Raw genomic sequence first — 26,893 nt, 5'->3', positions numbered from 1 at the left:
CCGGTATCCTCTGTCCATAAATATCTCATATCACAACTCCTCTTCTAGTGTTATCCTGTTATTATCAAACTTCAGCACCTTAAAGCTCTTATCAGATACATTAAGTCCGTCACAATTTCGCAGGAAAAGCATATACTGATTTGATAACTCAAAATTAATGAATCTCCTTACATCATCATTAATCAGACAATCTGCATTATCTATCACAATAAAACTATTTCTACACTGTTTTATTGCTTCTAAAAAATCATCTGATTTGTAGTTAAATAGCTTGATTGCTTTGTATTCATCTGTCAATCTTATATCTTCAAGCATTTCATAAAGTACTGTTTTTCCGGTACCACTGTCTCCACCTACAAGAGTAATTCTGTCATCAAATTCCAAATCATATGAAAATGGAGCAGCTTTGAATCTAACATTTTTATAAATCATCCGCTTCTCTCCTTTCATATTCCTTACTCCACCATGCATTATAACCTCTGCCACCGGTAACTATATCAGAATCATTAAATCTGATTTTTGCATCATCCGGAATATCAAAAAGCGTTGGTCTAGACATATAAATCTTAATATTATCCATAGAAAAAATAATTCTAAGTACATTTGGACCGCATTCCTCAACATTCACCACCTTATCGGGATGTTTCACAATATTAAGTAATGTCTTACAGCCTGATGATAAGTTTCGGATTGTGCCCAAACCATATTTTGTTTCAATGTGCTTATCTGGTGTCAGCTTCGCCTCATCCACTTGTTGAATCAAATCAATTTCTTTTTGTGACATCTTTTCATTGCCTGTATTCAGGTTAAAATACAAGTCATTGTGAAATATCCAATCTTTTGAATCTTTTTTCTCTGTATATATATCTAACATTTGATATCACTCCTTTTCCACTCAAAGATATCCTTCAAAAAATATATTTCGAATTCAAAATACTATTTGTCGTCCTGTTCTTTATTTCTTCTTTCAACATCCAACATATTGCCTTACCTCCTGCTAAAACTATGTCACTCTTTCTATCTTTTTCTCAAAATCATGTACAAAGTCTTTCCTGCTTGTTTTGTTGTATCATGAACAAAAGCAGTTCATGATCGACATTCGCCACTCGTCAATCATGCCAGCATGTTGACTCGTTTGCGCTCATTATGTTTTGAAATTCAAGCATTAAGAAATCTGTCGATCATTTTAGAATAAAGACTGGCCTTTGCCTATTAAAAAGAAAAATAGAACACCAAATGCTTACACAAAGTGTAGCATTTGTGTTCTATTCCGTCAATGACGATTGAAGTAATTTATATAATTTTTATTTTGTTAGAATTCAATGTTTCTTGACATTTCCGGCCGGTACCATGGCTATATCACATTTGCGATACCAAGTTCGATTGCCTTATCCAACGCACCGGATCAGTGGTTCAATTTTTTGCATTTGCAGCTTTTTGTATTCCATGGATGAATGGAAATAATATTCCATTGTTATCTTAATATCGGAATGCCCCAGAACCTCACTGAGGGTTCTGACATCCCACCCCATGGTAATACAGCGCGTTGCGAATGTATGCCGTAGGCAATGAAAATTCAGATATGGAATCTGTAATTCCTCTAATGTCTGTTTATAAAAAAGTTGTATAGTTCGTGGATCCACGGGAGCTGCTCCCGTTCTTGAAAAGATAAAATGACGAGATTTAGAAAAGATCAAATTCTGATCCAGATATTCAATCAAAAAATCCGGTAGCGGAATCATTCGATAAGCGCTCCGGCTTTTTGGAGATGTTATGACAAGTTCTGTTTTCTTCTTTTTATTTGCTTTAGATGTTATTACAGCAGTGCGCTGCACAGTTTGTATGATCCTGATGTATCCGTTGATCAGATCCAGATTTTCATAGGTCAGTGCACACAGTTCCCCGATACGGATTCCTGTGTAAAGAGCCAGCAGAATCCCGCATGAATACTGGGATGGATGCTCATAAAGGTATTGTTCCAGTAAAGTCTGATTTTCTTTTGAAAACACATGCACAAGGTGATACTCACGAGATAGTTTTGGTATCAGAAGATACTGATTTTTTATGTATCCCTGGTCCTGTGCAAGTCGAAGTGTGCCATTTACGATCATACACAAACAGCGAAGTGTACCTGTTGCCAACGGATGCCCTTCTACGCTTTTTTTACTGACAGTTGCATAAAACTCATCAATGAACTTCTGGTTGATTTTTGCACAAGTAATTTTTGCGAAATATGGCCGCACATGAAGCCGCACCAATTGTTCATATTTGCAGAACGTAGACCTCTTGATGTTTTGCTTTTTTGCCTCCAACCATTCATCCATAAGTGTGTTAAAAAGTGTTTGTGATTTGCTCATTTGTAATGTCTCCTTTTTCACAAACTATAGCATGAAACATGGATGGTACTGTTTTGAAATCATACAGGAAAAGATGTTTTTTGCTCATTTGTATAAATTTTATAGTGAAAAATTGTTACAAATAGCATTAAAAATGTAGTCTAAAAATTGAACAATTCGACGAGATATGTCGACATCTTTTTATTATCCTTGCTTTTTTCCGGGGTTAGTAATATACTCTATTTCGTAGTATTACGTATTCTACGAAATTTTTTTTACCGAAAGAAATTGTAAATTTATATGTTATTAACATAAAAATCCCCGCAGGGAAAATGGCTTTACACCACCAATTTCCCTGCGGGGTTCGTTTTCACTTATTATTAATCAAAATAATTGATCTGCATTGCTGCACGTACATCATTCAATGTCGCTGCTGCCTTCTTCTCAGCAACCTCTGTACCTTTTTTCAGGATGTCATATACATCCGGAATATGCTGCTCCCACATTTTACGTCTCTCACGGATCGGTGCAAGTTCTTCCTGCAGTACATTATTCAGGAATTTCTTTACTTTCACATCGCCAAGACCACCGCGAGTATAGTGTGCTTTCAGCTCGTCCAGATTCTGGTAATCCGGCAAATATTCTGCAAAATGCTCCGGTTTGCTGAATGCATCCAGATAAATGAATACCGGGTTTCCATCTACACGGCCCGGATCCTCTACTCTCAGATGATTCGGATCGGTAAACATAGACATTACTTTTTTCTTAATATCTTCGGATTCGTCGGACAGGTAAATGCAGTTTCCAAGTGATTTACTCATTTTTGCCTTACCATCGATACCCGGCAGACGTAAGCATGCCTGATTGGTCGGAAGTACGATTTCAGGCTCTGTCAGTGTCTCGCCATATACGCTGTTGAATTTATGAACAATTTCTTTGCACTGCTCGATCATCGGCATCTGATCCTCGCCAGCCGGAACGGTTGTGGCACGGAATGCAGTAATATCTGCTGCCTGGCTGATCGGATAACAGAAAAAACCAACCGGGATGCTGGACTCAAAATTTTTCTGCTGAATCTCAGCTTTTACGGTAGGATTTCTCTGAACTCTGGATACGGTTACCAGATTCATATAATAGAATGTCAACTCTGTCAGTTCCGGTACCATGGACTGAATAAAGATGTTTGCTTTCTCCGGATCAATACCGCATGCCAGATAATCAAGTGCAACCTGGATAATGTTCTGACGAACTTTCTCCGGATGCTCTGCATTATCTGTCAATGCCTGTGCATCTGCTATCATAATAAAAATCTCGTCATACAGCCCGGAATTCTGCAGACGAACTCTTTCTTTCAATGATCCCACGTAATGTCCGACATGAAGACGGCCTGTCGGGCGATCACCTGTTAAAATAATTTTACTCATGTTTCTGCTACTCCTTTACATACCTAGTATTATATGCCACCAGAGCTTTATCGTCAACCAAAGGAGACGTTTATTTCTTCAGTAAATGCCGATATCTGTGAATCTGGTAAATCAATACATCTCTTTCTCTTGATTGTGGTTCTGACTCAAGCCTTGCTAATGCTTCTGTACAGTTCATTTCAAATCCTATTCCCAAATAATTTACCATTTTTTCATGTGAACCTGAAAATGGTCTTGCTGTAACCCGCTTTACATTTTCCTCTATCGAGAAATTCCAGTTAACACTTTGATTTGCCGTCAAAAGAGATACTCCGTTATCGAATATAGGTGATGGATAAAAACTATCATTTTCCATAATAATTGCTAAATTATTTAAATGTCGGTCTTCATTCAACACAAGCATGTCTAATGTTAGTACTTTTTTCAAATAGTCTCTAATATCTATTCTGCAGCTTTGCTTTATAAAATCTAGCACATATTCTATACGCTCTTCCATTCGTTCCATATTATTAAGAACAGCTGCAAGATTTTTTCCCATTTCATTATAATACAGGCGATAAAATGTTATCAATTCCTGATCTTTTTTCAAAAAATTTTTACTTCTGCATCCTGACACGCCATTAATTATTCCATTTTCATATTTTATATATTCATCACCTTTCAATGAGGTATATCGCATTAACTCGGATACCAGATACTCCGTTAATCCTTCGTTTCCTCGGCTGTCTTTTTTATACCAGTACCCGTTTTTCTTATATTTTATCTGAGTTCCCTCGCTTGTTCCTTCCTGCATTACAATATATTGATTTTCAATATTTTCATAAAACATCTTAATCCCTCACCAATACATCCTTACTACTCAATGCTTCTCCCGGAAATCGAAACCAAATGTAATCATTATGGCTTACCCCATGTGTTTTTCGAACAATTTCATATGGGTTGTATTCTTTTAATCCTAAATTTCCCAATATTTCATTAATATCAGCTCGTTCCTTTTCCCAGCAACGCATTTCAAAAATCTTTCCAAGCTGATATCGTGTCATTTTTTTCTCTGCAAAAAGCTGTTTTCCTGGATTATCTGTAAATCTTGAAACAGTAACATTTTTTCCTTTTACATACACACGTGCCGTAATATCGTCTTTCCAATATACCTCAAACGAAAAACTATCTAAAATAGTGTCTTGTTTTTTTCTCTTCACAAAACATTTTATCATCTGTTCAAGGCTTTCAATATCTAATTTCAACTTCTTCACTTTTTCTGATAAATCAGTAATCTGTATCTGTTTTTTTTCTTCATCTGCAATACTTCCCGGATTTACTACTCCCAGATATTTACTAACCACTTTCCCATTTTCACGATGCTGTGCATAATAATACAGTTCTCCATTAATCTTTTTGATTGTGATGTTACTTTTTTTCTCCTGCAACTGATCTAATTTTTTCTGATATTCCACTAAACGTTCAACCGATTCTCTTTTTTGCTGTAATAAATCTGCATAAATTATATTTATATCTTTCAAAATTATCACCCCGCTATCATTTTAACATACTTTTTTTCTATTTTCAATTTTATTGGTTAAGTTTATATGTTATGTTTATATATATTGTAAACACATTTTCAAATCTGTATGTTACATTTTCCCTCCCCCATATGTTATAATATAGATGGGTAAATACAGTTTTTACAATATAGGAAAGAAGGTATGACTTATGAAACAGACGATCATTACTATCAGTCGTGAATTTGGAAGCGGTGGTCACGTTATTGGGGAAAAAATTGCAGAAAAAATGAATATTCCTTTCTATGACAAGGATATCATTCAGGAAATTGCAGACAAAACTGGCTTTTCAGAAGATTTTGTAAAGGAGCAGTCTGAATATGCCCCTTCCAAAAATATGTTTGCCTACGCATTTGTCGGCCGTGATCACACTGGAAGTTCTCTTTCTGACCAGGTCTATGCTGCGCAGACGCAGGTCATTCAGGAGATTTCCAAAAAAGGTTCCTGCGTTATTATCGGACGCTGCGCAGATTACATTTTGAAAGATCGGCCGGATACATATCATATCTTTGTATATGGAAATGAAGCTGAAAAAATTTCACGTACCCAGCAGCTGTTCAATTTACCGGAAAAAGAAGCTCTGGCAATGAACCGTGGCATGGATAAAAAGAGACGGCTTCATTATGAATACTATACTGACCGCAAATGGGGTGATCCAAAGAATCACTGCATGTGTCTGAATACCAGTGTACTTGGTATCGACCGCTGCGTACAGTATATTATAGAATTGATTCAATCTAATATGTAATATAATAAAATCCGTGAGTGCTGCACTCACGGATTTTTATTTATAATACTGCTCATCTTTGCTAATCTCTCGACTCTATCACAAGCAGTATGCCATCTTTACAGTGGATCGTTGCTGTTTCTGCGTCCAGTTCATTGCTCACTCCGCGGGCAGTTCCGCTGACCAGCGTAAAATCTTCCACTTCATAAGCAAACCCCTTTAATGTAATACCGGTCGCCTCAGGTGTAAATGGAAGCAATGAAACATACTTTCCAAACTGATCTGCTTTTTTTAACGTAACCTCTCCCTGTACCATCCGAATCCGGTTGTGAGCATCTACGATCTGACAGGATACTTGTCTGTCCAAAGCCAGCTTCAGCATCTGAATATTTCCCATGACATGGTCCAGACGTGTTCCGGTAGCACCGATCATCGTGACTGCATCCGCTCCGGCCTCAATCGCACGAAGTAATGCAAGCTCCGTATCTGTCTCATCTTTATGTGTTGGAAATTGTTCCATTCGCTCCGGGCAAACTGTCTTGAAGTACTCATAGGATTCCTCATCTACTGAGTCAAAATCTCCCAGGATCAAATCCGGTAAAATTTCTGCCTCATGGCAAAACTTCATTCCCGCGTCAGCACATATAATATAATCCCACATTCTCTCTTCTATATATTTGATAGCAAAGTCATAGTCTATACTTCCACCAGTAATAATTAAACACTGCATAACGTCTTATTTTTCCATAATATCAAGAAATGCTTCCACATTTTCTTTGATATCGCCTTTAAATACTGCCGTTCCAGCTACGATGATATTCGCTCCGGCATCGAGCACTTCCTGCACATTTTTCAATGACACACCACCATCAACCTCAATATCAGCCTGGCAATGTTTCTCTTCCATCATTTTCTTCAGATCACGAATCTTCTGTGTCGTATATGGAATGTATTTCTGTCCGCCAAATCCCGGATTGACACTCATCAGCAACACCATATCGCACTCCGGCAGAATGTAATCCAGCACGGAAAGCGGAGTCGCCGGGTTCAAGGCTACGCCTGCCAGCACGCCACGGTCTTTGATAGCATGAATGGTTCGATCCAGATGTTTGCACGCCTCTGCATGTACGGTGATCAGATCTGCTCCGGCCTCTACAAACTCATCGATATAGCGCACCGGCTCATCGATCATCAGATGAACATCAAAAATACGGTCGGAACATTTCCGGATAGATTTGATAACCGGAAGTCCGAAGGAAATACTCGGCACAAAACTTCCATCCATAACATCGATATGCACATACTGTGCGCCTGCCTCATCCAGCATTTTTACCTGCTCGCCAAGAATTGAAAAATCAGATGCAAGCAGTGACGGTGATAAACAATTCATTTTTTATACTCCTTTGTTAATACTTTCTCTTTTCTTTTAGTTCATTATAAATCTGTACGTAATTATTATAACGGCTCTGGCTTATTTTCCCTTCTGCCAGTGCCTCTTTCACGCCGCAGTCCGGCTCACCGATATGGCTGCATCCGGTAAAACGGCAGTTCTGTTCATACTCCACAAACTCTGGGAATAAGTTTCCCAGTGTCTCTTTTTCAAAAAAATCAGAAGCAAGGGAACTGAATCCCGGCGTATCAAAGATATACGTCTCTTCATCCAGCAAGATCAACTGAGAATGACGGGTGGTATGTTTGCCTCGCTGGATCTTCTCACTGATGGCTCCGGTCTCCATCTGCACATCCGGCGCCAGCAGATTGATCAGTGTAGATTTTCCAACACCTGACGGTCCTGCAACAGTTGTTGTCTTTCCCTGCAATGCCTCTCGCAGCGCAGTAATTCCCTTTTCTTCCTTTGCACTCAGGAAAAACAATGGATATCCACTGGTCTCATAGGCATCCCGCAGCTCCTGAATTTCTTCTTCCGAAGCCAGATCCTCTTTATTAAAACAGATCAGCGTCGGTATCTCCTGCTGCTCCATCATCAGCAAAAACCGATCCAGCAGATTCAGATTCGGTTTAGGAGAAGTTCCCGCAAAAATAACCAGTGCCTGATCCACATTGGCTACTGCCGGTCGGATCAGTGCATTTTTTCTTGGAAGGATCTCCACCACGTTCCCGGTCTTTTCCTCTTCATTGATAATATCAATTTCTACATTGTCTCCCACCAGTGGTTTCATCTTTTTCTGGCGGAAGGCACCTTTTGCTTTACATTCATAGATACCGGATCCTACTACAGAAACGTAGTAGAATCCGGCAATCCCTTTTACAATCTTTCCCTGTTTCATACTTTTTCTTTACTCTTTGTTGAAAGAAATCTCTTTTTCCTGTGTGGAAGTTGCTGCATTTCCATCTGCATCGGTATAATGCCATGTGATCACAATCGTTCCCTTTGGCACATCGATATTGTGTTCCTCAACAGTATACGGGAATGATGTCACACCATTCCAGCTGTTGATGAGATCACTTCCACCGGATTTGTACAGTTCAATGTCTGCAGATGTTACCGTTACATCTGTCGGCGCTTTCACCTGAGATCTGATGTAATAGGAGATCTGCTCCGGTCCGCTGCTGACTACGATTGTGATGGAAGCTCCTTTATCTACATACTGACCTGCATCAATACTCTGGCTGATGACATTTCCGGCCGCCACAGAATCGCTATACTCGGTACTTGTAGTAACAGTAAAATCAGAAAGTGCTTTTTTTGCATCGGATTCTGACATTCCTTTTACATTCGGTACTTTGACAGATTCACTTCCCTGACTGACGTAAATTGTTACTTTTGTACCTTCTTTTACGGTAGTTCCAGCCTTCGGATCCTGACGTACAACCTGACCAGCCGGCACATCATTGCTGAATTCAAATTCACGGCTAACCGTAAGGTTCTTTGCCTCGAGAGCTGACATTGCAGAATCGGATGTTTTTCCTGTCACATCCGGCACATCAACTTCTTCTGCATTTTCTTCCTCAGATCCTGCGGAAACTGTAACTTTAACTGTCGTACCTGTCTTAACAGTTTCTCCTTTTGCCACATCCTGATCAATGATCTGACCTTTTTCATATTCATCAGAAATTTCTGTTCCGGATTCGCTGACTTTCAGACCAAGCTTTTCAAGCTCCGTCTTAGCTTCAGAAAGTGTTTTTCCTTTCAGATCGATCATGACAACGGTTTCTTCTTCCTGCTGTGTGATGGATGTATCGTCTTTTTTATTATTTTTATTTCCAGGTCCAAAATGGAAGATATCAAAAAAGCTTCCAACAATATAAATTACAATAATGGCTATTACGATTGCTACGACGATTCGCATGATACCGACGATTTTTTCCATCTTGGAATTCAGGAAACGGCCTTCTTCCTCATCGTCATCCTCATCGTATTCGCTCATATCATAATCTTCATCATCCGCATCCTGATCCGCTTTTGTGTTCTGCTCTGCTTCCGGTTGCGGATCTGTCTTCACATTTTCTGTCTGCTTTTTGATCTGATTTACTTCATCATCCGTTAAAACTCTTGTTTTTTCCTGGCTGAACGGCACCAGAGTTACGAAATCCTCATCCGGGTTCAGCAGTGATTTGCGCAGATCGATCAGCAGACTCTCCATGGAATCATAGCGGCGATCCGGGCTCTTCTGGGTACATTTCTGGATGATTTTTTCCAGGCTGATTGGCAGGTTCGGCGCATAAGTGCTTGGTGGAACCATCTCATCCTGCAGATGCTGGATTGCTACAGCTACGGTACTGTCTCCATCAAACGGAACACGTCCGGTCACCATCTCATACATTACGATACCTAAGGAATAAATATCACTCTTGTTGCTGACATATCCATTTCTTGCCTGCTCCGGAGATGCATAATGCACTGATCCCATAACGTCGGAGTGGATCGTATTTTCAGAAACGGCACGGGCAATTCCGAAATCCGTTACTTTTACTTTGCCATCTGTGGAAATAATGATGTTCTGCGGTTTTATATCCCGATGCACGATATTTTTCGCATGGGCTGCCTGAATACCGCGTCCCACCTGAATGGCAATACTCAAAGTTTCCTTATAGTTTAACTGTCCCTTTTTCTCAATATAAGTTTTTAATGTAATGCCTTCCACGTATTCCATAACGATGTAGTGTATGCCATTCTCGCTTCCGACATCATAGATATTGACGATATTCGGATGCTCAAGTCCCGCTGCTGACTGTGCTTCGCTGCGGAATTTCGTTACGAAATTGGTATCTTCACTGAATTCTTCTTTCAGCACTTTGATTGCCACAAATCTGCCCAGGGTATGATCTTTCGCCTTATAGACGTCAGACATACCGCCGGTTCCGACCTTTCCTACGATTTCGTAGCGGTCAGCAATATACGTTCCATTTTTTAACATTCTGTCACCTCATCTAAACTAGGTTCTATTATTATAACAGTGATATTGTCTTTTCCACCATTTTTGTTTGCAAGTTCAATCAGCTGCTCTGCTTTATCCGAAAGACTACATGTTCCATGCAGGATCTGCAGAATCACTGCGTCATCCACCATGTTTGTCAGTCCGTCCGAGCAGAGTACGATATACTCTCCCGGGTTCAGCTGCCGTTCAAAGATGTCAATCTTCACCTCATCCGACACACCGACGGCCCGTGTGATAATATTTTTATCCGGATGTGTCTTCGCACTTTCCTGATCCATCTGACCAAGCCGCACCAGTTCCTGAACAAGAGAATGATCCTGAGTCACCTGCGTGATCTCATCACCAACCACATACAGACGGCTGTCCCCCACATTTGCTGCAAGCAGTGATCTCCCCCGAATCACCGCAGCCACAACGGTCGTGCCCATTCCTTTCATCTGTTGATGCGCATCCGCATATTCCTTCAATTTCCGATTGGCTGTCTCAATACCTTCCGACAAAATCGCAATCGGCTCTTCCTCCTTGCTTCCCTCGATGGAACGAACCGTCGTCTCCACCACGTAACGGGATGCAAATTCGCCTGCTTTATGTCCCCCCATCCCGTCTGCTACCAGAAACAGATTGGGCAGTTTTCCTACAGCCTCTTCTGAGGAATAGAGATAATCCTGATTCATTTCTCTCGTGCTTCCAATATCTGTAAGAGAACTTATCTTCATCTTCTAAGAGTCCTGCCTTTCTGAGAACCGCTTGCGCAACTGTCCACATGCGCCATCTATATCACGGCCCATTTCTCTTCTAATAGTAACATTTATTCTACATTTTTCAAGTTTATTTTTAAATTCCTGCACCGCTTTTCCGTCAGGTTGCACAAAATCACGCTCTTTAATCGGGTTTACCGGTATCAAATTGACATGACAATTGATGCCCCGGATCAATTCTGCCAGTTCTTTTGCATCTTCCTCTGTATCATTAACACCGGCCACCAGACTGTACTCGAAAGTTACTCTCCGGCCGGTTTCTTCAAAATAATCCCGCATTGCACTGACCACTTCATGAATCTCATAGGCTTTTGCCACCGGCATCAGTTCCAGTCGTTTCTCCTGATTGGAAGCATGCAGGGATAAAGCCAACGTGATCTGTAAATCTGCTTTGGCCAGATCATGGATCCGCGGTACCAGGCCACAGGTAGATACGGTAATATTTCTCTGGCTGATATGTAGTCCATTTTCATCTGTCAGCATCTGAATAAATGTCAGCAGATTTTCATAGTTATCCAGTGGCTCACCTGTTCCCATAACAACCACGTTAGACACACGTTCTCCTGTATCTGCACTGATCCGGTAAATCTGTTCCAGCATTTCCGCCGGGGTCAGGTTTCGTACCAGTCCGTCTAAGGTTGACGCACAGAAACGACAGCCCATACGACAGCCCACCTGGGAGGAAATACACACGGAATTGCCATGTTTGTAGCGCATCAGCACACTTTCCACCATATTGTGGTCTTCCAGTTCAAAAAGATACTTTCTGGTTCCGTCGATAGCGGATTCCTGCATTGTCACTTGCTTCAATACTGTATAGGTGCAGTTTTCTGAAATCTGATCTCTTAACTTTGCCGGTAAATTGCTCATCTGCTCCAGGTCATCTGCCAGTTTGACATGCATCCACTGATACAACTGTTTTGCCCTGAACTTTTTCTCTCCGTGTTCGATCACCCACTGTTCTAACTGATCCAATGGTAATGATTTGATATCTGTCTTTTCCATTTATATATACTCCGTTCAAGAATGCCTTCTGGCATTTTTGCTGCGAGATGGGAGATTTCATCTTCCATCTGATATTATCTGCGATGCATTTTTGCCATAAAAAAGCCGTCGCATCCTTCATACGGAAAACACTGACGCATCTGTTCCAGTTCAAAATCAGCATGTTCCGTCAAAAATTTATGTACATTATCCTCGTTTTCTTCTTTCGTCATGGTACAGGTACTGTACAACAGCGTTCCGCCTGCTTTGACATAACGACACACCACACCAAGGATTTCCTGCTGCAGCGCTGCAAGTTCTGCAATTTTTTCCTCAGATGCATTATATTTGATATCCGTTTTTGTACCGATGACACCCAGACCGGAACACGGCAGATCTGCGATGACCACATCTGCTTTTTGCTCCGCAGACTGGTCAAATACTCTTGCATCCCAAACTTTTGCTGTCATATTTGACAGTTGGCAGCGGTCAATATTGTCCTCGATCATTTCCACTTTATATTCGGTCAGGTCTCTGGCTTCCACATGACCATCTGCTCCGATCATCCGGGCTACATACACGCTTTTTCCGCCCGGCGCAGCACAGACATCGATCACCTGATCCCCCATCTTTGGTGCTGCCAGTTCCACTGCCAGCATAGATGCTGTATCCTGTACATAAAGAAGTCCATTCTCAAATTCTTCAATTTCATCCAGTGCTTCATAACCGGATAAAAACAGAGCACGTTCCACCTGGTCATTCTTTTTCACGGTGATTCCCTGCTGTTTCAGCGATTCTGTGATCTCTTCCATGGAAATCCGTTCTATATCCACCTGTACCGATGTCGGATGTGGCTGCAAAAAAGCTTCCAGAATCTTCTCACAGGCTTCTTTTCCGTACTGCTCTGTAAAATGCTGTACCATCCATTCCGGCACAGAATACCGTACGGACAGATATTTCACCGGCTCTTTTTTGGCATCCGGCAATTTTACCTGATCCATATTCCGTGCAATGCTTCGCATCACGCCGTTTACAAATCCTTTCAATCCGGAAAACCCACGTTTTACCGTAAGTTTTACCGCCTCGTTACAGGCTGCGGAGTCCGGTACAGAGTCCATATATTTTAACTGATACACGCCGCTTCGCAAAATTGCAGCGATCACCGGTTTCATTTTCTTTACTTTTGTCTTTGAAAACTGGTTGATGATAGCATCCAGCTCGATCATCCGCTCGATACTTCCCTGAGACAGGCGCGTGATAAACGCCCGGTCCTGTTTTGGCAGATAACGGTATTTGTCCAGCACATCACGGATGGCGATATGAGAAAATTCTCCGTCTCTGGTTACTGCCAGCAGAATGTCCACAACCAGATTTCTCGTATTTACATTATCGCTTCTATTCTTCGTCATCTCTGCGTCGTCCTCCAAATAAGATGATCAGTCTCAGAAGCTGCAGGATCATGGATGCGGCACTCGCCACATATGTCATAGCTGCTGCAGTCAGCACCTTTCTCGTGTCCTTCAGTTCTGCTCCACCGAGGATACCGCTATGCTCCAGTTCCTGCATCGCCCGGTGAGATGCATTGAATTCCACTGGCAGTGTGATCAGCTGAAATAATACTGCCAGGAAAAACATAAAAATACCCACCTGGATAAATACCATACTCATGGAACCGCGAAAAAACAATCCAATAAGGATCAGCGGCCAGGCCAGATTAGAACCAATATTTGCAATTGGCACAAAGGCACCGCGCAGCCGCAGCGGTACATAACCTTTTGCGTGCTGGATCGCGTGTCCGCACTCATGCGCTGCCACACCTACTGCTGCCACAGAAGTGGAGTTGTATACACTGTCTGACAGACTCAATGTCTTGTTTATCGGATTATAGTGATCTGTCAGTTTTCCTGAAACATGCTGCACCCGCACATCGTGAATGCCAGCATCCCGCAAGATCCGCTCTGCAGCCATGGCACCTGTCATTCCTGACATGCTGCGCACTCTCTGATAGTAACTGAAGGTACTGTTCATTTTTGCCGATGCTGCCAGACAGATGATCGCTCCGATAATCACAAGTATATAAGTATAATCCATCCAATAAAAACCATAATATCCGTAAGGCATATTTTTCACTTCTTTCTGCTTAATTCTGAAACTATACGATACGTGCTTAGTTTCCCAGTTTCATTCCTTCGCTTAAGGCATTTCCACGCAAAAATGCATCTGCACTCATGCGTTTTTTGCCTTCCAGCTGTACTTCCTCCAGCATCAGAATACCCTCTCCGGTCTGTACGCCGACTTCATGCTTTGTCACAACTGCCAGCTCTCCCGGTGCTTTGTCTGATGTCTCATCCTTTACAGCTGCCGCCCAGATTTTCAATGTCTTTCCATTGAGATAAGTATATGCACTCGGCCATGGATTTAAACCACGGATCAGACATTCGATCTCTGCCGCCGGTTTTGTCCAGTCAATGATGCCAAACTGCTTTTTGATCAGTGTTGTCTTGGTCGCTGCCTCATGATCCTGCTTTGTATAAGTAGCAGTCCCGTTTTCAATGGCATTCAGTGTACGGACACATAAATCTGCGCCAACTTCGCTCAGACGGTCAAACAGGCTTCCTCCGGTCTCCTTTTCATCCAGAACGACTTCTTCTTTCATGATCATATCGCCAGTATCCAGGCCTTCATCCATACGCATGGTTGTGACGCCGGAAACTTTTTCTCCATTAATAACAGCCCACTGGATCGGTGCTGCACCTCTGTATTTTGGTAACAGAGAAGCATGTACGTTGACACAGCCGTATTTTGGCATTTCCAGAATCTCTTTTGGCAGAATCTGTCCAAAAGCAACTACCACAATAATGTCTGCATGAAATGTCTTCAAATATTCCACACACTCCGGCTCCCGTACACGGCGGGGCTGATAAACTTCAATATTATGCGCCAGCGCTGCTTCTTTGACCGGCGGAAACTGCATGGCTTTTCCTCTGCCCTTTGGCTTGTCCGGCTGTGTTACCGCAAGTACAACTTCATGTCCTGCCCTGATCAGTGCTTCTAACGTTCCCACGGAAAAATCCGGGGTTCCCATAAATATTACTCGCATATTACTCTTCCTCAATTTCTTCCCAGTCTTCCTCATCTTCCGGATCAGCGTACTGTACGTCGTGGATCTCGCCTTCTACTTTTTCCACATACATATGACCATCCAGATGATCCAGCTCATGGCAGATGGCTCTTGCCAGCAGGCCTTCGCCCTCAATCTCATATGGTTCCATGTTTTCATCGTATGCTTTTGCTTTTACATAATTCGGTCGGGTTACCTGACCGGCTTTTCCCGGAAGACTCAAACATCCCTCATCGCCGGTCTGGCTGCCGGATGTCTCAATGATTTCCGGATTTACCATGATGATCGGACCTTCTCCCACATCAATAACAACGATTCTGCGGAGTACGCCAACCTGTGGTGCTGCCAGTCCAACGCCACATGCCTCATACATTGTATCCAGCATATCGTAGATCAGGTCGGAGATACGCGGTGTGATCTTGCTTACCTCACGACATGTTTTTGTTAATACCTCATCACCCATGATTCTGATTGTTCTAAGTGCCATTTTTCTCTCCTCGTTTCCTCTATTAGTTAGAATCCGTTCATCGGATCAAAATCAAACTGAATCGTTACAGTCCGAAATGCCGCATCCTCACTGATGTAAGTCTCCAGCATATTTTTAATACTGACCAGCCTCTTGTAATCCGCTGCTTTGATATAAAGAACCTTGCGAAAAATATCATTTACCCTGGAAACTGCCGCATCTGCCGGTCCAACAACCTGTACTTCTGCCGCATCTTCCTCTGTTTTGGTCAGTATCTTATATTTTAACATATCTTGTGCCTGTTTGACCAGCATTTCCTGCGAAGCCGCTGCATGAATGACCAGCATATGCCATTTGGGCGGATAATGCAGCATCTCACGTAAAAAGATTTCCTGTTCAAAAAATGCTTCGTAATCCTGCGCTGCTGCTGTCACCACGCTATAATGCTCCGGCTGATACGTCTGGATCACAACCTCTCCCTGCCGGCAGCCACGGCCTGCACGGCCCGCCGCCTGCGTCAGCAGCTGAAATGTCCGCTCCGGTGCCCGGTAATCGCTGATGTGCAGGGACAGATCCGCCGCCAGGATACCAACCAGCGTCACATTTGGGAAATCATGTCCTTTGACGATCATCTGTGTACCGATCAGAATGTCTGCCTCATGGTTGGAAAAGGCAGACAAAATCTGTTCATATCCGTCTTTTTTCCGGGTCGTATCCAGATCCATCCGCAGCACGCTGGCTCCCGGGAACTGCTGCTTTACACTCTGCTCGATTTTCTGCGTACCCGCCTTAAATCCTCCAATGTAAGGAGAACCGCAGGAAGGACAGTTTTTCACCATTGGCTGCTCATAGCCGCAGTAATGGCAGACTAATTTTCCGTTATTATGCAGGTTCAGTGACACGTCACAATGCGGACATTTGATTACTTCCCCGCAGGAACGGCAGGACACAAATCCTGCTACACCTCTGCGGTTTAAAAACAGCATGATCTGCTCTTTTTTCTCCAGACGGTCGTTGATCAGTTCCCGCAATTTATCGCTGAAAATCGAACGATTTCCGTTTCTTAATTCTTCCCGCAGATCCACGGTATATACCGTTGGCAATGGTCTGGCACTGACCCGCTCTTTCATGACAAACAGCCTGTAAAGTCCCTGTTTTGCCCGGTCATAGCTTTCCACGGATGGCGTTGCGGAACCAAGTACCACACCTGCACCACACATTTCGGCTCTGGCGATGGCGGTCTCCCTGGCATGATACCGTGGAACTGTCTCACTTTTGTAAGCTGCTTCGTGCTCTTCATCCATGATGATAACACCTAAATTTGGAAAAGGTGTGAACAATGCAGATCTAGGTCCGATCATAACATCCAAAAGCCCGTTTTTCGCCCGTTCAAACTGATCCGAACGCTCTCCCGCGGACATCCGGGAATTCAAAATAGATACCCGGTCTCCGAAATGGTTGTAAAAACGAAGGACGGTCTGAAACGTCAGCGCAATCTCCGGGATCAGCACGATGGCCTGTTTCCCGGATTTCACCACGGACTCAATAATCTCCATATATACTTCCGTCTTGCCGCTGCCGGTGACGCCGTGGATCAGGCAGGGGCGCAGGTCTCTCTGCTGCCATCCTGCCAGAATCTCATCCACGATGCGCTGCTGCGTCGGATTTAATGCCACTACGCTCCCCTGCTTTTTCATCCGGTCCAGTGGATTTCTCCAGTTACGAACCGTTTCCACACGGATCAGTTCCCGCTCCTGCATGGCACGGATCACAGAAGCTGTAATATTCAGCTTCTGTGTCACGGTCTCATAGGGCAGCGGAGACTGCTTAAGCAGCGCTTCCATCAGCCGCGCTCGCGCGGTCTGATGCTTGCGTCGCAACTCTCCGAGCAGCGCCTTCGCCGTTACGGCATCTGGCTTCAGCCAGATCAGGCGTTTCTCCTTCTCCGCAGTTTTCTGCTTCACCGGAATCACCGTTTTCAATGCCTGATTCATGGTTCCGCCGAAGTTTTCGCGGATCCATGCCGCAAGGGCGATCAGCTGCCCTTCGATAGGGATTCCATCCCGCAGGATCCGGCGGATGGGTTTAAGCCGGGATGGATCAAACTCCGCCCGGTCCGTCACTTCCACTACATAACCGTTCACACTGCGGTTTCCGCGGCCAAAAGGAATCTCCACCGGTGTTCCCGGGTGAATCTCTCCCTTAAGTTCCTCCGGGATCCGGTACTGAAACGTCCGATCCAGTTTCTCGTGAGAAATATCTATAATAATATTTGCATACAATGTATTTTTATCCATAGCACTCCTTTGTACTCTTCTCTGCTGACTGTTAGTTTACCAAACCTTGCACTTCATGGCAAGTTTCCGATCATCCATGGGATATTTTTGTCCCTGAATCTCCTGATACGTCTCATGTCCCTTTCCGGCAATGACCACGATATCCCCCGGTTTTGCATGGGAAATTCCATAGGCAATCGCCTCTTCCCGAATCGGAATCCGTCCGTATTTTCCCTTTGCCGCTTCCAGTCCAAGGCATATCTCATCCGCAATTTTTTCCGGGTCTTCCTCTCTGGGATTATCCGTGGTCACCACCACAAGATCCGCCAGCCGTCCGGCTACCTCCCCCATCTGAAATCTGCGTTCCGACGCCCGGTTGCCGCCGCAGCCAAAAATGCAGATGATCCGCCCCGGATGATAATCCCGCAGAGTGGTAAGCAGTGCTTCCAGTGCCATGGCATTATGTGCATAATCCACGATGACAATAAAACGCGGTGACACCGGAATCATTTCTATGCGGCCCGGAACCTGAATGGTGTGTAATACTTGGTCAACCGCTTCCTGTGGCAGCCGATAATGCTTTGCAACAGCTATGGCAGCCAGCGAATTGTATATCGAAAATTTGCCCGGAGCATTCACTACTACAGTCCTCTTTTCCTTCTGCCGGGTCAGTTCATACTGTACCGCCAAACGGTCACTACCTCGCAAAAGCTGCGAATTAGAAGCCTGATAATCTGCCTGTCTTGAAAATCCATAAGTAATCACCTGTCTGCAGCTACTGCCCCGCCGCATCTCCTGCCAGTACGGATCATCCTGATTAAAAATCCCGGTACGGCACTGACAAAACAGCCGGTGCTTGCATGCCGCATATTCTGCAAAATCCGCATGTTCCCCTGCTCCGATATGGTCTTCCCGCAAATTGGTAAAAACAGCAGCTTCAAACACGATCCCATCCACCCGATGCAGTTTCAATGCCTGTGATGAAACTTCCATCACAACGTATTGACAACCGTTTTCCACCATTTTCTGCAATATTTCATACAATTCATACGATTCCGGAGTCGTGTGACTGCTTTCCTGCTGCCAGGAACCGTAGCAGACTTCAATGGTTCCGATGAGCCCACATTTCATTCCCGCCGCCGCAAGCATCTTCCAGATCATCCAGACTGTTGTGGTCTTTCCTTTTGTTCCGGTCACGCCGATAATATTTAAATTTTCCTGAGGATTGTCAAACCATTGTCGAGAAATAGAAGCCAGAGCAACTCTGGTATCTGAAGTTTCTAACACACAAATCTGGCAAAACAAGTCGCAAATTCTGTCTATCTGTTCATCATACATTGCCCCTTCCTCCGTCAGGATCACCGCTGCTCCCCGTTCCACCGCCTCCCGGATAAATGCATGCCCATCCTGCCTGCTTCCCCGAATGCAGACAAACAATGCTCCCGGCTCTGTTTTTCTGCTGTCATACGTCACCTGCGTCACTTCCCGGGGCAGTTCTCCCCGGACACGCCGACAGTTAAGTCCCTGCAACAGTTTTTCCGTCTGCCGCATATCAGTCTCAACCCCCGATTTACCGTTGTATTTAAGATATGAAACCTTGCGCTGTTCCGTGTCTTTTGCAGTCCACTTACGCAGTCATTTTCCTTACGTTTCCGTTCTTTTTTCCCGTTTCGAACGAAGTCTGAATTTTCGCACAAAAGCACTGACTGAATGGTCAAATTTCTACACATACAACGGCAACTCCCTATTGAATTTTATAACTTCATAGTATATGATATTTAAGATAAAACTTACAGTTCACACACACATCACATGTGAGCTGTGAAAATATATACATATCAAGGAGGAGACCTATGAGACATTTAATGAGCCCGTTAGATTTATCCGTAGAAGAAACAGATAAATTGCTCAATCTCGCGAACGATATTGAAAAGAATCCGGAAAAATATGCACATGCATGTGCCGGCAAAAAGCTTGCTACCTGCTTCTATGAGCCAAGTACCAGAACACGACTCAGTTTTGAAGCAGCTATGTTAAATCTTGGTGGATCTGTGCTTGGTTTTTCCAGTGCTGACAGTTCTTCCGCTGCCAAAGGAGAAAGTGTTTCCGATACCATCCGTGTCATCTCCAGTTATGCTGATATTTGTGCAATGCGCCACCCGAAGGAAGGTGCTCCGCTTGTTGCCTCCGAAAAATCCACAATCCCGGTCATCAATGCAGGTGATGGCGGACATCAGCATCCGACACAGACACTTACCGATCTTCTTACAATTCACAGTCTCAAAGGCCATCTTGACAATCTGACCATTGGTTTATGTGGTGACCTGAAATTTGGACGTACCGTTCACTCACTGATTCATGCTCTGATCCGTTACCCGAATGTAAAATTTGTTCTTATCTCCCCGGAAGAGCTGCGTGTTCCAAGTTATATCCGCGAAGATGTCCTTGCACAGAACAACGTTCCATTCAAAGAGGTGGTTCGTCTGGAAGACGCTCTGCCGGAACTGGATATTCTTTACATGACCCGTGTACAAAAAGAGCGTTTCTTCAACGAGGAAGACTACATCCGCATGAAAGATTTCTACATCTTAGACAAAGCAAAAATGGAACTTGCTCCGGAAGATATGCTGGTACTCCATCCACTGCCTCGTGTAAACGAGATCTCTACAGAGGTAGACGATGATCCGAGAGCAGTATATTTCAAACAGGCACAGTACGGCGTTTACGTTCGTATGGCCCTGATTCTTACATTATTAGGAATGGAGGTATAAGCAATGTTAAACGTAGGTGCAATCAAAGAAGGTTTTGTATTAGACCATATCAAAGCAGGCATGAGCCTTTCCATCTATCATGATCTGAAACTGGACGAGCTGGATTGCTGTGTCGCTATCATCAAAAATGCAAAAAGTAACAAGATGGGTAAAAAAGATATCCTGAAAGTAGAATGCAACATCGACAACTTGGACCTGGATATCCTTGGTTTTATCGATCACAACATTACTGTAAACATCATCAAAGATGAGCGTATCGTGGAGAAACGTGCATTAAAACTTCCGACATCTGTAACAAATGTCATCAAATGCAAAAACCCACGTTGTATCACATCTATTGAGCAGGAACTGGATCAGATTTTTCTTCTGACTGATCCGGAGCATGAAGTATATCGCTGCAAATACTGTGAAGCAAAGTACAAGAAATAATCCTACAGTTCACTCATCACATGTATTCAGATAATGATCATGCTTGCATGAGGAATTATCTGGATATATTGTGATGAAGGGAGCGCCTTTTTATGAGCAAAAATAGTAGCGAAGCTACGAAAAAGTCCAGAATGGATGTTTTGCGAATGGCGCGGGTGAACTGTATAATAATTTCCAGAAGAACGGACCGCATACCTTGCTATGTGGTCTGTTTTTTTATATAATAAACCCAGATGAGGGTTACGTTTTTACTCATTATTTCAGGGAAAAAATCATTTTCATGAGGAGGGTTTTTACATGATTATTCCAAAGTATTTTGAAGACAATCATACCTTTGGTGTCAACGATGAGCCGATGCGTGCTTATTACATTCCGACATCACCGGCTCAGGATCCAGACTGGAGGAGCCGTACGGAAACGGATCGTTTCTTATTGTTAAATGGCGACTGGAAATTCCGGTATTTTGACAGCATTTATGATTGTCAGGAAGCTTTTTACGAAGAAGGCTTTGATACCCGTCACTTTAACACAATTCCGGTTCCGTCCAACTGGCAGGATCACGGCTACGATATCCATCAGTATACCAATACACGCTATCCGTTCCCGTTTGATCCGCCATATGTACCGCATGAAAATCCATGTGGTGCTTATGTTCGCAGCTTTACATACAGGAAGCCGGAAGGAACCGCAACTTACCATCTGAATTTTGAAGGTGTGGATTCCTGTTATTATGTATGGTTAAACGGCATATTTATCGGATATCATCAGGTTTCTCATTCCACCGGTGAATTTGATATTACGAATGCTCTGCGGGAAGGTGAAAACACCCTTGCCGTTCTCGTTCTGAAATGGTGCGACGGCAGTTATCTGGAGGATCAGGACAAATTCCGTAATTCCGGTATTTTCCGTGATGTTTATGTATTGGCCAGACCTCAAAATTATATCCGCGATTTTTTTGTCCAGACGCAGTTAAAGGACAACTATACCGCTGCTGATGTAACGATCCCGCTGACCTTTGCCGGTGAATCCATCCCGGTTTCTTACAAACTGACCGCTGCCTGCGGCTGCACTGTTGCAGAAGGTGTTTCCAATGGAGACAGCATCACATTTTCTGCTTCCGACCTCACACTCTGGAATGCAGAACATCCGTATCTGTATACACTGACGCTGTCCACCGACAGTGAAACGATCCGTCAGCGCATCGGTTTCCGTGAAATCAGCATCAGGGATGCCATTGTATACCTGAACGGTCAGAAAGTCCGTTTCCGCGGAGCCAACCGTCATGACAGTGATCCTTATGTGGGTTCTGCTGTTACACTGGAGCATATCCGCAAAGATATGAGCCTGATGAAACAGCACAATTTCAATGCCATCCGCACAAGCCATTATCCGAATGCACCGGAGTTTTATGAATTGTGTGACGAATATGGTTTCTATGTCATCGACGAATCCGACATAGAGATTCACGGTGTTGTAAACCTGTACAACCTGAATATCTGGAAAGAAGGAAAGAAAAACCCGTTCCCACCGTTTTTATCTGACAACGAAGACTGGACAGACAGCGTTGTAGACCGTGTCCAGAAAAATGTAATGCGTGATAAAAACCGTACCAGCGTACTAATCTGGTCCATGGGAAATGAAGCCGGATACGGATGCACCTTTGAAGATGCCCTTGCCTGGACAAAATCTTACGATCCAACCAGACTGACCCACTATGAGAGTTCCATGCACCATCCGCGCAATCCAAAACGCGGAAAAACCGATTTCTCCAATATCGATCTGCGCAGCCGTATGTACGCTGCAATTCCGGAAATGCATGCATATCTGGGCAATAACCCGGATAAACCGTTTATTCAGTGCGAATTTGTCCATGCTATGGGAAATGGACCTGGAGATATCGAGGACTACTATCAGTTAGAGGAACAATATGACACTTTCGTGGGCGGTTTTGTCTGGGAATGGTGTGATCACGGTGTTTATATGGGAACCACCAATGACGGCCGTAAAAAATTCTATTACGGCGGTGATTCCGGTGAATATCCGCACGATGGCAACTTCTGTATGGACGGACTTGTTTACCCGGACCGTACGCCAAGCACTGGTCTAAAAGAATATAAAAATGTACATCGTCCGGTTCGTGTACATCTGGAGAATGCTGCTTCCGGTACTTATATCCTGCAGAACAATCTGGATTTTACAAACTTAAAAGAAGAATTATATCTGACCTATGAAATCCTGCAAAATGGTATGGCAGTTGCTTCCGGTGAGATCCGGGATACTGATCTGTTAGATGTTGCTCCAAGAAGCAAAAAGACCGTGCAGCTGCCGATCAAGCCATTAGAAAACGGTGCCTGCTCTGTTATCATCCGTTCTCATCAGTTACATGAAAAGCCATTTACACCAGCTGGTTTCAAACTAGGTTTTGACCAGATCATGTTGAACGAAGACTGCACGGATACATTAACCGCTCTGCTGGATGCAGAAAAAGCAGCTGCAGACTCCTGCTCTTGTGCCGCAAATGGCACCGCTTCTGCTATTACTTATACAGAAAATGATCGTGTCATTACGATCAACGGTGTTGACTTCGTCTATGTATACAACAAACTCACCGGTATGTTTGACAGCATGATCTACAAAAATCACAGCTTCTTAAAACGTCCGATGGAAATGAATATCTGGCGTGCACCGACAGATAATGACCGTGTAGTTAAAACACTGTGGTATGAAGCAGGTTATGATAAAATGACACAGCGTGCTTATGATACTACTGTCGAAGCACTGGCAGATGGTTCCCTGAAACTGCACACAACATCTTCCATGGCACCTGTCTTCCGGCAGCGTTTCCTGGATATTGATGCAGAATGGATCATCACACCGGATGGAATTGTCAGATCCAGCATGGAGATTGAGCGGGATGCGATCATGCGAGGCATGTATGGCGAATACTTCGAGGATGTGACAGAAAATGACAATCCATTCCAGGCAAATGAGGCATTTCTCCCTCGACTTGGTATCCGCCTGTTCCTGTCAAAACGTATGAATCAGGCAGAATACTTTGGATACGGACCTCATGAGAGCTATATCGACAAACGCCGGGCAAGCTATCTTGGCAAATTTACTTCCCGTGTCTGTGATCTGCATGAAGATTACATGCGTCCGCAGGAAAACGGAAGCCACTATCATTGCGAATATGTCAGTGTTGCTGATGACAGCCGGAAACTGACCGTATATAACGAGCAGCCGATTTCCTTTAATCTGTCCGAGTATACAGAAGAAGAACTGACCACAAAAGGTCATAATTATGAACTGGAGAAATCCGGATACACCGTATTCTGTATCGATTACAGACAGAGTGGTATCGGTTCCGGAAGCTGTGGTCCTCAGCTGGCAAAAGAATATCGCCTGGACGATACTCATTATACGTTTTCTTTCCACTTGAAACCGGAAATTTTGTAATTTAGCAGCCAAATCATGTGATTATAATACAAAAAGGGGCTGTAAAATAAGTCTCTGATAAAGAAAAGCGCCCTGCAAAGGACGCTTTTCTTTCATTTCGATCTTACCAGGCTCCGCTATATCCCAGTGTCACACTGCTGTTCTTTGCTCCCTGTTCCATACTTTCCTGTAATGATTTTCCCTGTAACACACCATATAAAAAGCCTGCAATGAAACTGTCACCGGCTCCCATTGTATCCACAACGTCGCATGGGATAATTCCAAACTCCGTATAACTTGTGCCGTCATAAGCAATACTTCCTTTTGTACCTCTGGTGACAATGACGGTCTTTGCTCCTTTTTCCTGCATTTCTTCCATGAAGTTTCGCATCCATTCTTCATCTTCTCCATCATAGGCAAAAAATGCATAATCCACAAATGGAATTGCGATATCAATCACAGGGCTTTCATATTTCGTTGCAAAGTCAAAAGCAATCCTGGTGCCACAAGCCTTGATTTTCTCAAGATCATTCTCTATCATCCCCCAGATTCCGGATACGACCAGATCATGGCTTCCAAGAAATTCAATATCTTCTTCGCTCAGCTTGAATTCAGCCATAACGCCTTCCTCATAGTCTCCGAGAATACGCTCTCCGTCTATGATTTCCACGTGTGTCACAGCCGTACTGCCAGGCATCACTTTCAAATGAGAAATATCCACCCCTTTTTTTGCAATTGACTCCTTCATTAATTTCCCATATGCATCGTCTCCCACGACACCGGTATAAGATGCTTCCCCGCCAAGACGGACTGTATATACGGCAACATTCACCGGATTTCCTCCCGGAAATGCATCACCTGTCTGATCATAAGCATCCACGCAATTGTCTCCTACAGCTGCAACTTTAATCTTTTTCTCCATGTTTAACATCCTCCCTTTCCTTCCAACAGCATTTGCCGCACTCTGTCATGTGCCCGTTTTGCATACACATACGGTTCCCGGATATAAGCTGTTACCAGCTCAATGGTAGCTGTGTCATGATAACCGAAGTGCTGTATTTCCTCCAGAAGTTCCGGAAGCGGGAGCTCACCATCCCCCGGAATGACATGTGTCTCACTGCTGCCATCACAATCCACCAGATGGAGATGTCTGCAACGGTCACCCAGTTTCGTAAAATAATCCATCACACTTTCGCCTTCAATGGATGGCACTACCACATCACACATTCCGTATAAAAAGGGAGAATCCACCATCTCAAGTACTTCCTGCAGATCATTTGCGGTAGTACATACATTTGTTTCAAAATGAGTCAGTGTCTCCAGCAAAATCGGTTCCTGGATCTTTTGTGCATATTCTGCCAGTTCTCTCAGTGTTTCAACCAGTCGCTCCTGAATTTGTCTGCTGCTTATGGTATTTTCCGCGTGACCGGTAGAAATAAGTGTGTATTCTGCCCCCATTTCTTTTCCCATTTCAATTGCTGTTTTGAGATAATCTACTGCTTCCTTACGCTGGCTGGAATCTCCGATCATATAATTGTAAGGATATGCATTGTGCTCCGGTGTATACACATGAACCGGCATTTCATAAACTTCGATCAATTTCTTTACCTGTTCTATCCCGCCCCGTTTCAGATCCGGTGGAAATGCATGGGGACGCCCTCCCCAGAGTTCTATATAATCATAGCCGATTCTTTTCGCATCCTGAAACGCAACTTCCAGCGGATAATACTGATAGCCACTGGTAAACATTCCCAGTTTCATACATTCCCTCCTCGTTTTTTATATCCTGCACAAATAAGAGAACTGCCGAAAAACATAACATTGATTTTCAGCAGTCCTCTTGTCACTTCATCTTTGTTCTTCTTTCAGCACGCAGAATCATTATTTGTCTTTTTGCTCACATTCATTAATAATCAAACTGACGATAATATCTTCTGATTTCCATTGGATGGCAATTGATCTGCTCCATATGTGCATCAATACGCTGTGTTACAGCATGGGTCACAAGATGAGACAGATTTCCACGGAATTCCTCGCTGATTCCTTTCAGTTCGTAGTCTTTGGAATCAATTACTGTGTAGTTTGCACAAACACGCGGCAGGAATTTTACTACTCGTTCACTCAGAGAACGCTGTGCATCTTCACCTACAAATACAGTAACCGGTGTATCGCGGTCTACAATTTCCAGCATTCCATGGAAAAATTCT

The 26,893-nt window shown here is 43.6% G+C and carries 24 protein-coding genes and 1 pseudogene; 4 read left to right on the top strand and 21 right to left on the bottom strand.

The features are described 5' to 3' along the window. Positions 1 to 30: 30 nt before the first annotated feature. The 6 genes from Q0I54_RS09190 to Q0I54_RS09165 form a co-directional block, all read right to left on the bottom strand. Entirely contained in the window at positions 31 to 432 is a 402-nt protein-coding gene (locus Q0I54_RS09190; RefSeq protein ID WP_296118169.1) for an ATPase, read from the bottom strand. Further along, positions 422 to 874, bottom strand: coding sequence for a DUF4869 domain-containing protein (locus tag Q0I54_RS09185; protein ID WP_296118168.1), 453 nt, complete (start codon positions 872 to 874; stop codon positions 422 to 424). The genes Q0I54_RS09190 and Q0I54_RS09185 overlap by 11 nt, the downstream gene beginning before the upstream one ends. Before the next feature lie 514 nt (positions 875 to 1,388). Beyond that, positions 1,389 to 2,357, bottom strand: a complete 969-nt coding sequence (locus Q0I54_RS09180) for a site-specific integrase (RefSeq protein WP_296118167.1) — start codon at positions 2,355 to 2,357, stop codon at positions 1,389 to 1,391. A gap of 359 nt (positions 2,358 to 2,716) precedes the next feature. Then, complete coding sequence (gene trpS, locus Q0I54_RS09175; RefSeq protein WP_296118166.1) at positions 2,717 to 3,760, bottom strand: tryptophan--tRNA ligase; 1,044 nt, start codon at positions 3,758 to 3,760, stop codon at positions 2,717 to 2,719. Between the two features lie 70 nt (positions 3,761 to 3,830). Then, complete coding sequence (locus Q0I54_RS09170; protein WP_296118165.1) at positions 3,831 to 4,589, bottom strand: hypothetical protein; 759 nt, start codon at positions 4,587 to 4,589, stop codon at positions 3,831 to 3,833. A gap of 1 nt (position 4,590) precedes the next feature. Beyond that, the gene (locus tag Q0I54_RS09165) at positions 4,591 to 5,280 is read right to left on the bottom strand and encodes a hypothetical protein (protein WP_296118164.1); all 690 of its coding nucleotides are present in this window, start codon (positions 5,278 to 5,280) and stop codon (positions 4,591 to 4,593) included. 190 nt (positions 5,281 to 5,470) lie between these two features. Here Q0I54_RS09165 and Q0I54_RS09160 point away from each other — a divergent pair, with 190 nt between their 5' ends. Continuing rightward, positions 5,471 to 6,067 (top strand): AAA family ATPase, encoded by a 597-nt coding sequence (locus tag Q0I54_RS09160; protein WP_296118163.1) that lies wholly within the window; start codon positions 5,471 to 5,473, stop codon positions 6,065 to 6,067. A gap of 61 nt (positions 6,068 to 6,128) precedes the next feature. Here Q0I54_RS09160 and Q0I54_RS09155 read toward each other — a convergent pair whose 3' ends face one another. From Q0I54_RS09155 to Q0I54_RS09100, 12 genes are all read right to left on the bottom strand, one after another. Further along, complete coding sequence (locus Q0I54_RS09155; protein ID WP_296118162.1) at positions 6,129 to 6,776, bottom strand: thiamine diphosphokinase; 648 nt, start codon at positions 6,774 to 6,776, stop codon at positions 6,129 to 6,131. A 6-nt stretch (positions 6,777 to 6,782) separates the two neighbouring features. Continuing rightward, entirely contained in the window at positions 6,783 to 7,436 is a 654-nt protein-coding gene (gene rpe, locus Q0I54_RS09150; RefSeq protein ID WP_296118160.1) for a ribulose-phosphate 3-epimerase, read from the bottom strand. A gap of 16 nt (positions 7,437 to 7,452) precedes the next feature. Beyond that, positions 7,453 to 8,334, bottom strand: a complete 882-nt coding sequence (gene rsgA, locus Q0I54_RS09145) for a ribosome small subunit-dependent GTPase A (RefSeq protein WP_296118158.1) — start codon at positions 8,332 to 8,334, stop codon at positions 7,453 to 7,455. 9 nt (positions 8,335 to 8,343) lie between these two features. After that, complete coding sequence (gene pknB / locus Q0I54_RS09140) at positions 8,344 to 10,425, bottom strand: Stk1 family PASTA domain-containing Ser/Thr kinase (RefSeq protein WP_296118157.1); 2,082 nt, start codon at positions 10,423 to 10,425, stop codon at positions 8,344 to 8,346. After that, on the bottom strand, positions 10,419 to 11,162 hold the full coding sequence (locus Q0I54_RS09135; protein ID WP_296118156.1) for a Stp1/IreP family PP2C-type Ser/Thr phosphatase: 744 nt from the start codon (positions 11,160 to 11,162) through the stop codon (positions 10,419 to 10,421). Before Q0I54_RS09135 ends, pknB begins: the two co-directional genes overlap by 7 nt. Positions 11,163 to 11,165: 3 nt before the next feature. Then, positions 11,166 to 12,209 carry a 23S rRNA (adenine(2503)-C(2))-methyltransferase RlmN gene (gene rlmN / locus Q0I54_RS09130; protein ID WP_296118155.1) on the bottom strand — a complete coding sequence of 348 codons (1,044 nt, stop codon included), beginning with the start codon at positions 12,207 to 12,209 and terminating at the stop codon, positions 11,166 to 11,168. Between the two features lie 74 nt (positions 12,210 to 12,283). Continuing rightward, a complete protein-coding gene (rsmB, locus tag Q0I54_RS09125; protein ID WP_296118154.1) occupies positions 12,284 to 13,597 on the bottom strand; it encodes a 16S rRNA (cytosine(967)-C(5))-methyltransferase RsmB in 1,314 nt (437 codons plus the stop codon). Further along, entirely contained in the window at positions 13,584 to 14,309 is a 726-nt protein-coding gene (locus Q0I54_RS09120) for a zinc metallopeptidase (RefSeq protein WP_294783316.1), read from the bottom strand. The genes rsmB and Q0I54_RS09120 overlap by 14 nt, the downstream gene beginning before the upstream one ends. A gap of 46 nt (positions 14,310 to 14,355) precedes the next feature. Continuing rightward, positions 14,356 to 15,288 carry a methionyl-tRNA formyltransferase gene (gene fmt / locus Q0I54_RS09115; RefSeq protein WP_296118153.1) on the bottom strand — a complete coding sequence of 311 codons (933 nt, stop codon included), beginning with the start codon at positions 15,286 to 15,288 and terminating at the stop codon, positions 14,356 to 14,358. A 1-nt stretch (position 15,289) separates the two neighbouring features. Continuing rightward, positions 15,290 to 15,796 (bottom strand): peptide deformylase, encoded by a 507-nt coding sequence (gene def / locus Q0I54_RS09110; RefSeq protein ID WP_296118152.1) that lies wholly within the window; start codon positions 15,794 to 15,796, stop codon positions 15,290 to 15,292. Between the two features lie 26 nt (positions 15,797 to 15,822). Then, positions 15,823 to 18,072, bottom strand: a complete 2,250-nt coding sequence (priA, locus tag Q0I54_RS09105; protein WP_296118150.1) for a primosomal protein N' — start codon at positions 18,070 to 18,072, stop codon at positions 15,823 to 15,825. Positions 18,073 to 18,108: 36 nt separating this feature from the next. Then, positions 18,109 to 19,602, bottom strand: coding sequence for a UDP-N-acetylmuramoyl-L-alanyl-D-glutamate--2,6-diaminopimelate ligase (locus Q0I54_RS09100; RefSeq protein WP_296118148.1), 1,494 nt, complete (start codon positions 19,600 to 19,602; stop codon positions 18,109 to 18,111). A 302-nt stretch (positions 19,603 to 19,904) separates the two neighbouring features. Between Q0I54_RS09100 and pyrB the strand changes: the two genes are divergently transcribed. The 3 genes from pyrB (at position 19,905) to Q0I54_RS09085 (ending at position 24,707) form a co-directional block, all read left to right on the top strand. After that, a complete protein-coding gene (pyrB, locus tag Q0I54_RS09095; protein ID WP_296118147.1) occupies positions 19,905 to 20,822 on the top strand; it encodes an aspartate carbamoyltransferase in 918 nt (305 codons plus the stop codon). 3 nt (positions 20,823 to 20,825) lie between these two features. Beyond that, positions 20,826 to 21,251, top strand: a complete 426-nt coding sequence (locus Q0I54_RS09090; protein ID WP_109214553.1) for an aspartate carbamoyltransferase regulatory subunit — start codon at positions 20,826 to 20,828, stop codon at positions 21,249 to 21,251. 297 nt (positions 21,252 to 21,548) lie between these two features. Continuing rightward, positions 21,549 to 24,707 (top strand): glycoside hydrolase family 2 TIM barrel-domain containing protein, encoded by a 3,159-nt coding sequence (locus Q0I54_RS09085; RefSeq protein WP_296118144.1) that lies wholly within the window; start codon positions 21,549 to 21,551, stop codon positions 24,705 to 24,707. A 103-nt stretch (positions 24,708 to 24,810) separates the two neighbouring features. Here the strand turns inward: Q0I54_RS09085 and frlD are convergent, their stop codons facing one another. The 3 genes and pseudogenes from frlD to Q0I54_RS09070 form a co-directional block, all read right to left on the bottom strand. Further along, positions 24,811 to 25,608, bottom strand: coding sequence for a fructoselysine 6-kinase (frlD, locus tag Q0I54_RS09080; protein WP_296118142.1), 798 nt, complete (start codon positions 25,606 to 25,608; stop codon positions 24,811 to 24,813). A gap of 2 nt (positions 25,609 to 25,610) precedes the next feature. Then, on the bottom strand, positions 25,611 to 26,447 hold the full coding sequence (frlC, locus tag Q0I54_RS09075; protein WP_296118140.1) for a fructoselysine 3-epimerase: 837 nt from the start codon (positions 26,445 to 26,447) through the stop codon (positions 25,611 to 25,613). A 145-nt stretch (positions 26,448 to 26,592) separates the two neighbouring features. Next, positions 26,593 to 26,893: pseudogene (locus Q0I54_RS09070) on the bottom strand (SIS domain-containing protein); the annotation flags it as partial.

The organism is uncultured Eubacterium sp., from assembly GCF_934295145.1.
Lineage (GTDB): Bacteria > Bacillota > Clostridia > Lachnospirales > Lachnospiraceae > Eubacterium_I.
The sequence above is the reverse complement of the archived record's forward strand: the minus strand, read 5'-3'. Positions and strand labels throughout refer to the sequence as shown.